Source organism: Pradoshia eiseniae (genome assembly GCF_002946355.1).
In the GTDB taxonomy this organism is placed as follows: Bacteria; Bacillota; Bacilli; order Bacillales; family Pradoshiaceae; genus Pradoshia; species Pradoshia eiseniae.
The window spans coordinates 75,785-88,664 of sequence record NZ_PKOZ01000007.1; the positions used below are offsets into that span (position 1 = coordinate 75,785).

At 43.9% G+C, this 12,880-nt stretch carries 10 protein-coding genes; 3 read left to right on the forward strand and 7 right to left on the reverse strand.

Features of this window, described 5'->3' with window-relative positions; genetic code table 11:
• Nucleotides 1-10: 10 nt before the first annotated feature.
• The 4 genes from CYL18_RS12570 to CYL18_RS12585 all read right to left on the reverse strand — a co-directional run bounded on the left by CYL18_RS12570 (nucleotide 11) and on the right by CYL18_RS12585 (nucleotide 3,962).
• Complete coding sequence (locus CYL18_RS12570; RefSeq protein WP_104849866.1) at nucleotides 11-445, reverse strand: helix-hairpin-helix domain-containing protein; 435 nt, start codon at nucleotides 443-445, stop codon at nucleotides 11-13.
• Between the two features lie 156 nt (nucleotides 446-601).
• Entirely contained in the window at nucleotides 602-2,323 is a 1,722-nt protein-coding gene (gene pabB, locus CYL18_RS12575; RefSeq protein ID WP_104849867.1) for an aminodeoxychorismate synthase component I, read from the reverse strand.
• Nucleotides 2,317-2,892 carry an anthranilate synthase component II gene (locus CYL18_RS12580; RefSeq protein WP_104849868.1) on the reverse strand — a complete coding sequence of 192 codons (576 nt, stop codon included), beginning with the start codon at nucleotides 2,890-2,892 and terminating at the stop codon, nucleotides 2,317-2,319. The genes pabB and CYL18_RS12580 overlap by 7 nt, the downstream gene beginning before the upstream one ends.
• 35 nt (nucleotides 2,893-2,927) lie before the next feature.
• Complete coding sequence (locus tag CYL18_RS12585) at nucleotides 2,928-3,962, reverse strand: S66 family peptidase (RefSeq protein WP_104849869.1); 1,035 nt, start codon at nucleotides 3,960-3,962, stop codon at nucleotides 2,928-2,930.
• Between the two features lie 192 nt (nucleotides 3,963-4,154).
• Between CYL18_RS12585 and CYL18_RS12590 the strand changes: the two genes are divergently transcribed.
• On the forward strand, nucleotides 4,155-4,997 hold the full coding sequence (locus CYL18_RS12590) for a DUF6612 family protein (protein ID WP_104849870.1): 843 nt from the start codon (nucleotides 4,155-4,157) through the stop codon (nucleotides 4,995-4,997).
• A gap of 55 nt (nucleotides 4,998-5,052) precedes the next feature.
• Here CYL18_RS12590 and CYL18_RS12595 read toward each other — a convergent pair whose 3' ends face one another.
• A complete protein-coding gene (locus tag CYL18_RS12595; protein ID WP_104849871.1) occupies nucleotides 5,053-5,820 on the reverse strand; it encodes a DUF1186 domain-containing protein in 768 nt (255 codons plus the stop codon).
• 150 nt (nucleotides 5,821-5,970) lie between these two features.
• Here CYL18_RS12595 and CYL18_RS12600 point away from each other — a divergent pair, with 150 nt between their 5' ends.
• Nucleotides 5,971-8,583, forward strand: a complete 2,613-nt coding sequence (locus CYL18_RS12600; RefSeq protein ID WP_104849872.1) for a calcium-translocating P-type ATPase, PMCA-type — start codon at nucleotides 5,971-5,973, stop codon at nucleotides 8,581-8,583.
• Nucleotides 8,584-8,631: 48 nt separating this feature from the next.
• Here the strand turns inward: CYL18_RS12600 and CYL18_RS12605 are convergent, their stop codons facing one another.
• Nucleotides 8,632-9,528: a TetR/AcrR family transcriptional regulator gene (locus CYL18_RS12605; protein ID WP_161497137.1), complete on the reverse strand. Its 897-nt coding sequence runs from the start codon at nucleotides 9,526-9,528 to the stop codon at nucleotides 8,632-8,634.
• Between the two features lie 191 nt (nucleotides 9,529-9,719).
• Here CYL18_RS12605 and CYL18_RS12610 point away from each other — a divergent pair, with 191 nt between their 5' ends.
• Nucleotides 9,720-11,252, forward strand: coding sequence for a DHA2 family efflux MFS transporter permease subunit (locus CYL18_RS12610; RefSeq protein ID WP_104849874.1), 1,533 nt, complete (start codon nucleotides 9,720-9,722; stop codon nucleotides 11,250-11,252).
• A 57-nt stretch (nucleotides 11,253-11,309) separates the two neighbouring features.
• Here the strand turns inward: CYL18_RS12610 and CYL18_RS12615 are convergent, their stop codons facing one another.
• Nucleotides 11,310-12,848 carry an ABC transporter substrate-binding protein gene (locus tag CYL18_RS12615; protein ID WP_161497138.1) on the reverse strand — a complete coding sequence of 513 codons (1,539 nt, stop codon included), beginning with the start codon at nucleotides 12,846-12,848 and terminating at the stop codon, nucleotides 11,310-11,312.
• Between the last annotated feature and the right edge of the window lie 32 nt (nucleotides 12,849-12,880).

Genomic DNA, 12,880 nt, shown 5'->3' on the forward strand with positions numbered 1-12,880 from the left:
TGCTTAACCCTTAGGATTTCGGCCGATTATCCGGGTACCCGCATGAATCCCTATAGGTTTTCCTTTCCTTTGTAAAATCTGGCCATTCAAGGCGACTATTCGGTTCATTCGCATGGTGTACAATGCAGCGAATTTGATCTTCTACACATGGGTCCACCCGATGACCTACCCGGCTTTCAAATAAATCGAGCAAATGGGCAGGTTCCTGATTTTTCACTTCATCCAAGCAAGTAAAACCTAAATGATGAACCATCATCTGGGCTGCGCGCGGACCAATCGACGGGATACTTTGAAACTGGGCAAGTCCGATTAATACTTCTGCTCTGGCTTGCTCACAATCTATCACTTGGCTTAATTCAAACGGAGTCATTTGTGTTACTTGCGTTAACTTGATATGAGCGGCGCGAAGCTTCTGTTTCTCACTATCCGTTAAAGGCAATTTCATTTCATCCACCTTCCGTTTATTGTTCCTATCTGACTACCCCTTCGTTAAATATTACCATATTTATCAGGTTATTCTAATGAACATTTTGTGCGTTTCATTACTCCATATAAAAAAACAGGCGGAGCAAAACAAAATATGTTTTCTCCGCCTGTTCCATTAATGAACAAAATCAACCTCTGCCCATTTACGCACGCTATTGATTATCCATACTCTTGAACAGCGTTCTAAATCTTTAAGATATAGAACTTTCTCCTCAATCAAGTGATCAGCTAAAAGCTGTTCTCTGAAAGTGCCTCCAAGCAATCCGCAACTAATTGGCGGTGTATACAAACGCCCATTGATTTCAGCAACGATATTTCCGTTCGTGAACTCGGTCAATTCCCCTCTTTCATTCCATAGCAATACATCTTCGACCGATGGGTTCATGCATCTATGCTTTTCATATACGGACCGGTGCGTGGTTTTATGATACAAAAAAGGATTGTCGCTTGATACAGCTTCCTTGGCTATATCCACTATCAATTTGCCTTCCATTAGTTCAATGCGAGCAATATCAAATGTCAGCTGTCCATCCTTGCTCAATAGCAGACGAACCTTATAAAGTCCCTCTTTATAGGATTTCACTGTCTCAGCCAAAGATTGACGGACGGCCTCCTCATCAATTGGAAAACCAAAATAATCAGCTGTCTTTTGCAGCCGGTTCATATGATTATCAAGCAAGTATAGATGACCATCCTCAAGTCTGATTGTTTCAAGCAATTCAAATTGTATAGGCTTCTTCTTGAGAATCGCCGCCTTGGCCACCGTTTCCTCGTATTCATCTCCTGCTTCAGAATCCCATGTAATACCGCCGCCTACGCCATATTTTGCCTTGCCGGTCAAATGATTGAGGAGGACCGTACGAATCGGGACATTGAAGACAGCCTCGCCATATGGAGAAATATAACCAATGGCCCCGCAATACACCTCACGCGGACTTCCCTCAAGCTCGGAGATAATTTCCATTGTCTTCACCTTTGGTGCTCCAGTGATTGATCCGCACGGAAAAAGAGCTTGGAATACTTGAAGAAGTCCTGTCGACTCCTCAAGCTCAGCCGTAACAGTTGATGTCATTTGATAAACGGTCGGGTATTTCTCAATCTCAAATAAAGACGGGACTTTTACAGTACCCTTCCTGGCAATCTTACTTAAATCATTCCGCAAAAGGTCAACAATCATGACGTTCTCCGCCTGATTCTTTTCAGATGCGGCGAGCCATTCTGCCTTTTCCCTGTCATCCTCCCATGTCATTCCGCGCTTGACGGTGCCCTTCATTGGGCGTGTCATAATCTGATTTTTATTAATCCGAAAGAATAATTCAGGCGAGGCAGAAATGACTGTATAGTCATCCATTTGCAGATAGGCAGAATAACTAGCTGACTGGGCCTTGGCCAAATCCTGATAAAATGCGAGCGAATCACCGCTGAAGCTGGCTTCAAGCCGTAATGTATAGTTCACCTGATAGGTATCTCCGTTCTCGATGCGTCCCTTAATGGCGGTTATGGCCTCAGCATATCTCTCTTGTCCTATCGATGGCACCCATTCAGACACCTGATACTCGCGATCCTCAATTGGCGCGGTCTCTTCCGCCTGCTCATATAAACCAAACCAGACAAGCGGCATTTCAGACGGAACTGATACAAGCGCCTGGTCAAAGGCAGGAGCTGCTTCATAGGATACATATCCTGCCGCATAATAGCCTTTATTAACCGCTTCCTGTACCTTCTCCAAAATAACTGGAACCTCTTCCAACACATTGGTCGCAAGGACATCTGCAGGGTTATTAAATACCTGCCTCCTCACCATATTGTCGGTCCCGGCAAAATCAAATATCAGCATATATGCTTCTCCTCAAAGAAATTATTAATCATATCCAAGCCATACTCTGTCAAAATCGCCTCGGGATGGAATTGCACCCCCTCGACTTGATAAGTCTTATGGCGAATCCCCATTATCTCCCCATCAAGACTTAAGGCCGATACTTCAAGGCAATCGGGAAGATCTGCAGGGCTCACTATAAGAGAATGGTACCTCGCCACAAAAAAACGGCTCGGCAGCCCGCGAAAGATAGATTTCCCATCATGGCTGATTTCAGATACCTTCCCGTGCATCGGGCTATTCGCCTTCACCACATCTCCGCCAAAAAATTGTCCAATTAACTGATGCCCTAAACACACACCAAGAATAGGCACTTTCCCGCAAAATGCCTCAAGAGCTTGAAGGCAGATGCCTGCCTGATCTGGATTGCCCGGTCCTGGAGAGAGCAGGATTCCACTAGGATTAAGGCTCTTTATATCACAGATTGTGCATTGGTCATTTTTCAAAACAGCCACTTCTTTGCCGAGCTGCCTTAAATACTCCACTATGTTGTACGTAAAAGAATCGTAATTATCTATCACAATAATCATCTAGAACTAGTCTCCATATTAGTATTCATTTGCTGTTAGCATACGCCTGATTCTACTATACGAAACTTTTTTTGTTCACAATCAATTTCTGCCATAGCACCATAGGGCATGATTGACATCGGGGCTGTATGGCCAAAGCTCATATTATAGAAAATAGGAAGATCACATAGTCCTAGCTCATCACACACGACCTCAAGGATGACCTCCTTATATTCCTCATAATATTGTTCATCATAGGGCTTCGCAAAAAGCAGCCCGGCTGCCTTTTCGAATATTCCCTGCACACCATAATTGCGAAGCCATCTCCGCAGCATTTCAGGGGAAGTCTTCTCTTCTGAAGTCTCAAAGAAAATCAGTTTGCCTTCCCATTCAGCTTTGGCAGGCCATATTTCGGTTCCCTTCGCCATTTCCAGCACTTCCATACAGCCTCCTAGCAGACGGCCTCGCTTAATGCCAGTTCCTTGCAGAACTTCATATCCCCCATTAGGGAGCATTTTCCTCGGCCGCTCCTCATTCCCTGCTTCCCATGGAATGAATTCGCTTGTCCACTCTGCCGGCGGTTCCACCTCACCAATCGGTTCGTCCGAAAAGAGCACCTTCTTCACCCATTTCTCGGTATACTTAAAGAGTCCCCCATTCTCTGCAAATTCCGCTAAAATAGACGGACCATAATAGCTCATAATTCCCGCTTTATAGCAAATCAAATGCGTTATAGTGGAATCCGAATAGCCGAGGAAGATCTTAGGATGATTTCGAATGGATTCATAATCTATATACGGAATCATCCGAAGGCTGTCCTCACCGCCGATACAAGAGAAGATTCCCTTTATCGATTCATCCATGAAGGCATCGGCTAAATCCCTCGCCCGTTCCTCAGGATGATTATGCACATAGTCTTCCCCCTTCAAGGTGTGTGGCAGCTCCGTTACTTTTAGGTCAAACAAACCCTCCACTCGGCTCTTCCCGCATAGATAGCGGGCAAGAAACGCATCCTCACCAGCCATTCCCGACGAAAGGCTCGCTGTAGCAATAAGGTCTCCCGCCTGTAGTTTCTTCGGTTTTTGCAGCATATTTATCAGCACCTCCGATCAAGTTAACTCAATATTCCCACCTATTTTACAATTAATCAACTGGTTATGTTATGCTTTTACTATAATCTGTTGTCCTTACATGATGAAGCATTCGAATGATTTCATTAAGCGAGCTTACAGATATCTGGGCACGTCAGTCCCGCCAAACGAAATAAGGGAGGAAGCAACCTGATGAAACGAATCTTTTCCGCCTTGTCTGTTTCCATACTCTCATTGGTCCTGCTTGTCGCATGCAGCGAAACAGCGGAGCCTGTGAGCGAACAAGAAAACAAACAAGCAAACAAAAACAGTGACAAATCCGAGCTAACGATTAAAGAAGTATACGAGAAAATGATGGATGCATCAGAGGATATTGACAGCTTTGTTATGGATATGGAAATGGAGCAGGAAATCATCGAAGGGGATAATGAACCCGTTCCGACTCAATCCACCATACATTCGAAAGTTGTCCAAGAGCCAATTGGCCTTGAGCAGAAAGTAAACATGACCATTGACGGCCAAACAATTGAAACCGAGCAATACTTTACTGAAGAAGGCTTCTATATGTATGACCCAGGTCAGGATATGTGGATGAAATATAGCGAAGGACATGAGGATTTAATGGCACAGTTACAAGCAGACTCCGGGTTGAATCAAACTCAGACATTAAGTGAGCTGCAATCCTTTATCGAAGATTTTACATTTGAACAAAATAATGAAGAATTCATCCTTACATTAGATGCTGATGATGAAAAGTTCAATTCACTTGTGCAGCAAGAATTATCTTCTGGCGCGGTTGAAATGAATGAGGTAAAGGACTTAGAGATCAACGGAATTGAATATGAAATCTTTGTCGATAAGAAGACCTATCTCCCTAGCCAAATGAATATCATCATGAACATCAACATGACTTCAGAAGGCCAAAAGGTCACTCTTAAGCAGGAAATAGACACCACCTATTCCGACTATAATTCCCTTGATGCAATCTCCGTTCCAAAGGAAGCGCTCGAGAATGCAGTGGAATTAGAAATGTAATAGCCTTTCCAATACAAAAGCCAAGCCCGCTCCCAAAACAGGGAGCGGGCTTTTTTCAGGACTTAGAGCTGGAGCCCTGCAGTTCCTCATGTATATTAGTGATAGGACCATATGGATCCTTATCCAGAAGCAGCCCATCATTAAAATAAACTTCTCCATCCTCGGAGAACTGGATAGATGTGTCTGCCCTTCTTGATTCGAGGACATCTATGATTTCATCCGTCAATTCCCTAAAATCAAGTTCCACACAGGAATCAATCAACAAGGTATACAGAATACCTGATTCATCATCTAATTCTCCTTGCAGCAAATCATGATAATAATATTGAATTAAGTCTTTTGAAACCTTCCTTTGTTTCACTAACGCTGTGATAGCCTGGAAGCCGATACCTCGGATTAGTTCATCCAAAGATGTATCATCGATCAAAGCAAAAATTGCATCAAGCTCAGGGAAAGAAACCAAATCGTCTTCCATGACGGCTAAACCGCTGTAAAGATTAGCCACAATTCTTCCGCCGGAATTTGTCAGCAAATCTCCGTATAAGACAAAAACCAGATCATCAGGCAATTGCAAAGTATGTAAGAATGGATTAAAGGCCTCAGCCGCTTGGAACTGACTCAACAGTAATACCGCATAAATATGATCAATGCGCTCTGGTGTATCCATAAATAGCTCGGGTGAAATGGCGGACTGTTCAACAATCTTTAAAAGCTCTGGAATGGCTTCATCTCGTCGATCAATTAATTCATCCAGAGCTTTCTTCGGGTATTTGCCGCGTTTATAGCGGATTTCCTCCAGCAATTTCTGCATTTCCGTCATCATTCTCACTCCTTATCTCGCGTTATCTCCATTTTAACAGATAACCATTCACCCGAACCACCAGCCTTGCCATAGCCCTTTAGAAAACATAAGAATCCTCCTTTCTATGTTTGGATATGCTAACAGCATCCATATAGAAACGGAGGATTCTTGATGAATAATCCACATGTACAGAATCTTGATGCAATAGAAGAAGAATTTCAGACAAATATAGAATCAGGTTTAACTGATGCACAAGTACAACAATACCAAGAAAAGTATGGGCTCAATGAACTCAAAGGAAAGAAAACAAAAAGTCTTGCCATGCGTTTTTTGGAGCAATTTAAAGATATTATGGTTATCATCTTAATCATTGCCGCTGCCATTTCCTTTTTCATTGCACTGAAAGGTCATGATACGAAGGAATATATCGAGCCTGTCGTTATACTGAGTATCGTCATCTTGAACGCCTTACTCGGAGTGGTTCAAGAAAGCAAGGCCGAAAAATCGTTAGAAGCGTTACAGAACCTTTCTTCGCCTCATGCGAAAGTCATCCGGAATGGCAAACTGACCGAAGTGGAGGCAAAAATGCTCGTTCCTGGTGATTTAATTGAATTTGAGGCCGGGGATTTTATGCCGGCAGATGGCCGATTGATTTCATCTTCCTCATTGAAAATGGAGGAATCCGCCTTAACGGGGGAATCTGTTCCTGTGGAAAAGGACGAAAAAGCAGAAATTGCTGAAGATGCACCGCTTGGTGATCGTTTAAACATGGTCTTCTCCGGAAGCAGTGTTTCCTATGGGCGTGGTAAAGCAATCGTAACGAACACAGGGATGGGCACACAAATAGGCAAAATCGCCGAGTTGCTTGATTCCGCCGGGCAAACCCAGACCCCGCTCCAATTAAAGCTGGCCAAGCTGGGAAAATATCTAGGCTTGCTTGCCCTTGGGATTAGTATCGTTATTTTTGCGATTGGTTTTTACGAAGGAATGCCGATTATAGAAATATTCATGACTGCTGTATCCTTAGCCGTTGCTGCCATTCCAGAAGGACTGCCTGCCATTGTGACTGTCGTGTTGGCGCTTGGCGTCCAGCGCATGGTCCAAAGAAATGCTATCATTCGTCAGCTCCCGGCTGTTGAAACGCTCGGAAGCGCATCCGTTATCTGTTCAGATAAGACAGGGACTCTCACCCAAAATAAAATGACTGTCATGAAAGCTTGGGTAAAAGGAAAGCCAGAAGACATATCGGATGAGGCATCACTAGGAATCAAATCATTAATCCGTTTGGGCTCACTTGCCTCAAACGGAACGGTTGAAGTGATTGATGGCGAGGAAAAGCATATCGGAGACCCAACTGAGACAGCAATCCTGGCTGCGGCACTAAAAATGAACATGACAAAGGAACAGCTCCATGAGGAGGCCCCCCGAGTCGGCGAGATTCCATTCGATTCAGACCGGAAGCTGATGACGACAGTTCATATGATTGAAGGGAAGCCATATGCCCTCACAAAAGGTGCCTTTGATGTACTCTTAACACGATGCAAAACCGGCGATTTTGAAGCAGCCAAAGAAGTCAATAATCAAATGACAGCAGAAGCCATGCGAGTGCTTGCCGTAGCATACAAGGAACTAAAAAGCGTACCCCATGTCTTGAACAGTGATGAGATTGAACAGGACCTTCACTTCGTTGGTCTGTTAGGGATGATTGACCCGCCGCGGCAAGAAGCAAAGGATGCCGTAGATATATGTAAAAAAGCCGGTATCAGGCCCGTCATGATTACGGGTGACCATATCGGAACAGCCAATGCGATTGCGAAAGACCTTGGCATCTTAAATGCCGGACAAAAATCCCTAACCGGTGCTGAGCTAGATAAAATGGATGATCAGGCTTTAAGTGAATCCATTGATCAATACTCTGTCTATGCTCGTGTTTCCCCGGAAGATAAAATCAGAATCGTACGCGCCTGGCAGCAAAAAGGCGCTATCGTCTCCATGACTGGCGACGGTGTCAATGATGCTCCAGCACTGAAAGCAGCAGACATTGGCTGCGCAATGGGCATCACCGGAACTGATGTAGCCAAAGGGGCTTCAGACATGATTTTGACGGATGATAATTTCGCGACCATTGTCGATGCGGTGAAAGAGGGTCGGGGCACGTACGATAATATCCGAAAAGCAATCCAGTTCCTGCTCGGAACAAATATGGGCGAGATATTCATCGTCTTCATCGCCATGATCATATGGCACCAAACACCGCTGCTAGCGATTCATCTGCTCTGGCTGAATTTAGTAACCGATGGTCTTCCCGCTCTTGCTCTTGGGATGGAACCCGTTGAAGAAGATATTATGGAGAGGAAGCCAAAACCTAAAGAGGAAGGAATATTTGCTGGCGGTCTCATGATTCGGATTGTTTTGCAAGGGCTTATGTTTGCCATCCTTTCCTTGATTGGTTTTTATATAGCCGGCGTCAATCTGCACTCATTAGGTGCGGCCCAAACGATGGCATTTCTTGTACTGTCGCTTTCCCAGCTGTTCCATGTATTGAATGTCCGCACAACAAAATCTATTTTCAGGTCCAATATCAGGAATAATAAGTACATGATTCTTGCTTTGCTTGTATCCCTGCTATTGATTGTTGTGATTGTATTCGTTCCGCCGCTAGCGTATATATTCGAGATTACACCGCTGCCTTCAGCTTATTATCTCATTGCGGTATTACTAGGCATCGTTCCTTTGATTGTGATTGAGATTGAGAAACGAATTAGAGTGAAAAGAAAAGCTTAACAAAGTATAATCAATAAATACGACAGGGACTGCTTCATGCAGTCCCTGTTATATTTCATTTTCTAGCCAAATATTGACCAAATCCTTATAGCCTTCAAACATATCCATTTCCAAAAAATATTGCTCCTGGCTCATAGAGGCGAGAACCGTTTTGACGAGTATCGGGCGAGGATGCTGATGGTGCATAATCTCGTCCTGGATGAAATCGACCATCTGCATATAGCCTATCCGCTGCTGCTCCTTTAAATCCTGCATCATACATCGCTTTAGGATATTCGTTTTTTGGAGGAGCTCATATCGCAGATCTCTGTTTCCTTTTGCCCCATTAGGGATAAAATTCTCTAATACACTTGGGGAAAGCAACTGGATATCCCTTTTGCTAACATCCTCCAGGATTGTTTTCACGCAGCCGAAACAATAACGAATGGCTTCTTCGATTTCCTCATCACCCTTAGCCTTGACATAGAAATATACATAATGCTGCAGCAAGGACCCAAGAATGATGGCGCAATCAAGGAGATAGGGCTTTTTAGCCTCACCGAATACATCTGTTAGCCGGTTATGGAGCCAATTGATATACAGCCATCTCGTCTGTAATATGAATTCCTTAACATCCTGTTCATTCGAGCTCATCACATCATCAATCAAGATAAAGAAACGATTATGGAAAGAAGTACTCATATGTACTTTCAGCTGCAGCATGAACACTTCTTCATCTCCAAGGTCCTTGCCGAGCAGTAATTCATCCCGGCGCGCATGATTCTCCTTGAGAAAGGAATCATAGACAGCCTTAAAGAGCTCCCCTTTGCTCGGGAAGTAATTATAGAAGGTTCCTCTTGAGATATTGCTGTCCTCCAAAATATCTTGGATGGATGTATTTCGATAACCTTTCTCTAAAAACAAACGTTTCGCATGATTGATTACCTGTCTTTTTCGTTCATTCAAATCAAGCCTCAGCCCATTCTAATAATTTATTCCTTCTTAGTGAGTATATTAGACCATTCACCGGCAGAGCACAAATGAAGACTATCCGATGTTTATTTGTTGCCATTTCTTGTAAAGGGTAGTATGATGTGTCTTATAGAATGAGAGTACAAAAAATGAACACATAGTCAAAACGAAAAGGGGTTAGATTCATGAATGCATCCTCCGCAGAGAATGTCCGCCCAAATTACTTGATTATCGGAATAATTTTAGCCGGTGCCTTCGTCTCTATTTTGAACTCAACCTTATTGAATGTCGCGCTCCCATCAATGATGGCAGATTTTGATGTGAAGCCAACAACCATTCAATGGCTGGCAACGGGATATATGCTCGTAAACGGTATACTAATTCCTACTTCAGCTTATCTGATTCAGAAATTCTCTGTCAGACAATTGTTTATGACAGCGATGCTTCTCTTCACAATCGGAACGATTGCAAGCGCCATTTCGCCTACTTTTGCTATCCTTCTCACAGGAAGAATGATTCAAGCATCAGGCTCTGCTATCATGATGCCGCTTTTAATGAATGTTTTGCTATCAAGTTTCCCAATTGAAAAGCGTGGAAGCGCAATGGGAGTGATGGGGCTTGTCATGATTTTTGCCCCTGCCATCGGCCCGACTCTATCAGGGTGGATTATTGAGCATTACGAATGGCGCTATTTGTTTTACATGATTATCCCAATCGCCCTCCTCGTTATTTTGCTTGCTTTCTTCAAGCTTAGGGATAAGAAGGAGTCGGTTGAGACACATTTAGACCAATTGTCTGTCCTGCTTTCTTCTGTTGGTTTTGGAGGGCTTTTATACGGATTCAGTTCTGCAGGTGATAAGGGATGGGATTCTCCGCTTGTCTATGTCCCCATTATTGTCGGTGTTATCGGTATCACCAGTCTTGTGGTGCGCCAGGTATTGATTGATAAACCAATGCTTGATTTTCGTGTATACAAATACCCAATGTTCGCCCTATCTTCTGTGATCGCCATTGTCATCAATATGGCCATGTTTTCGGCTATGATTCTTATGCCCATTTACCTGCAAACCTTACGGGGAATCTCTCCTCTTGATTCAGGCTTATTGATGCTGCCCGGAGCGATAATTATGGGAATTATGTCACCAATCACTGGCAAGCTATTTGATAAATTTGGCGGCCGTCTTTTAGCGATTATCGGCTTAACAATTACGGTAGCCACTACTTATTTTTTCTATAATCTATCGATGGAAACAGAATATTCTTCCTTGATTGTCTTATATTCTATCCGGATGCTCGGCATGTCAATGGTCATGATGCCAGTCGTCACAAATGGGCTCAATTCATTGCCTTCACGGATGAATCCACACGGCACAGCCATTAACAATACGTTGAATCAAGTATCAGCAGCCATTGGCTCTGCTCTTCTTGTCTCTGTCATGTCTTCTCGTGCAAAGCTTCATGCCGAGGAATTAACCGAAAAAGCCATGAACAGCCTTACAGACCAGCCAGATGCACAAACCTTAGCCAATATAAAAGCAGAGATTGCAGCACAATCCACATTAGCAGGGATTAATGATGCCTTCTTTGTTGCCTTCTTCATCGCCATCTTAGCCCTTGTTCTTGCCTTTTTCATTAAAAAGCCGAAACGGGCTGATGAACCAGCACCTAGCCAATCGAATACAAATGCAAAAACTTTGTCTCCTCATGCTGAAAGATAAAGCAAATAAGCCGCTCTGATTAATGGAATCAAAGCGGCTTTTCCTTTTGTTTCTCCCTCATTCTAAACGCCAATTTTGCGCACCATTTAGCACGGATAGCGGATAAGAAGACGGCGCTATTGTATTGCCTATATGAAGCTCTTTCTTCACAAAATACACCTGAGGGACAGTAACGAGCCAGACAATCGGCACATCTTCAAGTGCCAGTTCCTCTGCCTTTTTCCAATCTGCATAGTCTCCGCTTAAAAGTGCCTTTTCAATGGCAGCATCCACCATCTCTGATCCATACAAGCTAGGATTGCCAAATCCAATTCCGCGATTAGTTGAATGATATAGATAATAGATGTCAAATGGGTTGTATGATTCCGACTTCATTAAAGAAGCGCCTGCTTGTATGCTCCTTTTCATTTCTGGCCATGTGCTCTCTTGAATCGTTATCTGAATTCCCATATCTGCTAACTGCTCCTTCAGCTCAAGAGCCATGGCCTTATAAATAGAGTCATCAAACGGAAAAGCAATAGGGAAGATCGCTTTTATCCCCTTTTTCTCAAGAATGCCGTCGTTATCGGAATCGGCCCAGCCCCCTATTCTCAATAGCTCTTCTGCCATGTCTTTATTTTCCCCAGCTTTAGCCGACTGACTCCATGGCAGACCGCTGGCCGCACTCAACGACGCTTGTCCATATCCATTCAGTACCTTCTCCACGATTTTTTCCCGGTCTACCCCAGCTTGGATTGCCTGTCGTATAGCCGGATCGGCCGTGACATCGTTGCCTGCCACTGCCCCATTTAAAGAAGCGCCCGCTGGGATTGTCACGAGCGAAAGCCCTCGGTTACCTGCTCTATCCAACACTAGCGTTTCCATCCCGGCTACTTTATCCCCTGCATACACCCCAGTCGATTGAACCAGATCAGCACGACCTTCCTTCGCCATCGCGTATGCTTCATCCTCTGATACGAAAAGGACCTTTATTCTTCGAAAGAAAGGCTGATGGCCATAATACCCATCATTGCGCACGAACACAGCTTCCTCTCCCTTATTCCACTTTACAAGCTGATAAGGGCCTGAGCCAACCGGCTCCCTTTCATTGCCTTTACCATAGCTTTCGCTAGACAAAATGCCAATGGAGGCGACTGAATAAACAAATGAGGATAATGGCCTTTCAAATAGGAACTGAACCGTATAGTCATCTATTACCTGCACACGCTTTAATCCCTCAAGGCTTTTTATTTCTCCCCTGCTCTTTGCCAGCTGGAATGAGTTGGCCACATCATGTGCAGTCACTTTATGCCCATCAGTAAACCGGGCATCATCCCTGATTTTGAATTCCCATTTTAATTTATCTTCACTCACTTGGTATTCTTCAGCGAGATCATAGGTAATTTCCATCTTTTCATTTAAAGATAAAAGCGTGCTATATATAAAGCCATTTCCTGCTCCATCCAAACCGACCGTTGGGTCAAAGCCGAGCCTTGGCTCCTTTGTCAGCGCTAATACCAGTTCATCTGCTTGCCTTTCCTTGGCGAAAGCATTTCCCTCGAGGGAAGGACATAAAATAATGAAAAAAGCGGAGACTGCTATCCATAGTTTTTTCATCAATAGTTCCCCTCCAGACAATAAATGAATAA

Excerpts from the sequence above, each read along its gene's own strand:
- CYL18_RS12595 (WP_104849871.1), bottom strand. The coding sequence starts at position 5,820 with ATGATGACGGAAATGCAGAAATTGCTGGAGGAAATCCGCTATAAACGC.
- CYL18_RS12590 (WP_104849870.1), top strand. The coding sequence starts at position 4,155 with ATGAAACGAATCTTTTCCGCCTTGTCTGTTTCCATACTCTCATTGGTC.
- CYL18_RS12610 (WP_104849874.1), top strand. The coding sequence starts at position 9,720 with ATGAATGCATCCTCCGCAGAGAATGTCCGCCCAAATTACTTGATTATC.
- CYL18_RS12585 (WP_104849869.1), bottom strand. The coding sequence starts at position 3,962 with ATGCTGCAAAAACCGAAGAAACTACAGGCGGGAGACCTTATTGCTACA.
- CYL18_RS12615 (WP_161497138.1), bottom strand. The coding sequence starts at position 12,848 with ATGAAAAAACTATGGATAGCAGTCTCCGCTTTTTTCATTATTTTATGT.
- CYL18_RS12580 (WP_104849868.1), bottom strand. The coding sequence starts at position 2,892 with ATGATTATTGTGATAGATAATTACGATTCTTTTACGTACAACATAGTG.
- CYL18_RS12600 (WP_104849872.1), top strand. The coding sequence starts at position 5,971 with ATGAATAATCCACATGTACAGAATCTTGATGCAATAGAAGAAGAATTT.
- pabB (WP_104849867.1), bottom strand. The coding sequence starts at position 2,323 with ATGCTGATATTTGATTTTGCCGGGACCGACAATATGGTGAGGAGGCAG.
- CYL18_RS12570 (WP_104849866.1), bottom strand. The coding sequence starts at position 445 with ATGAAATTGCCTTTAACGGATAGTGAGAAACAGAAGCTTCGCGCCGCT.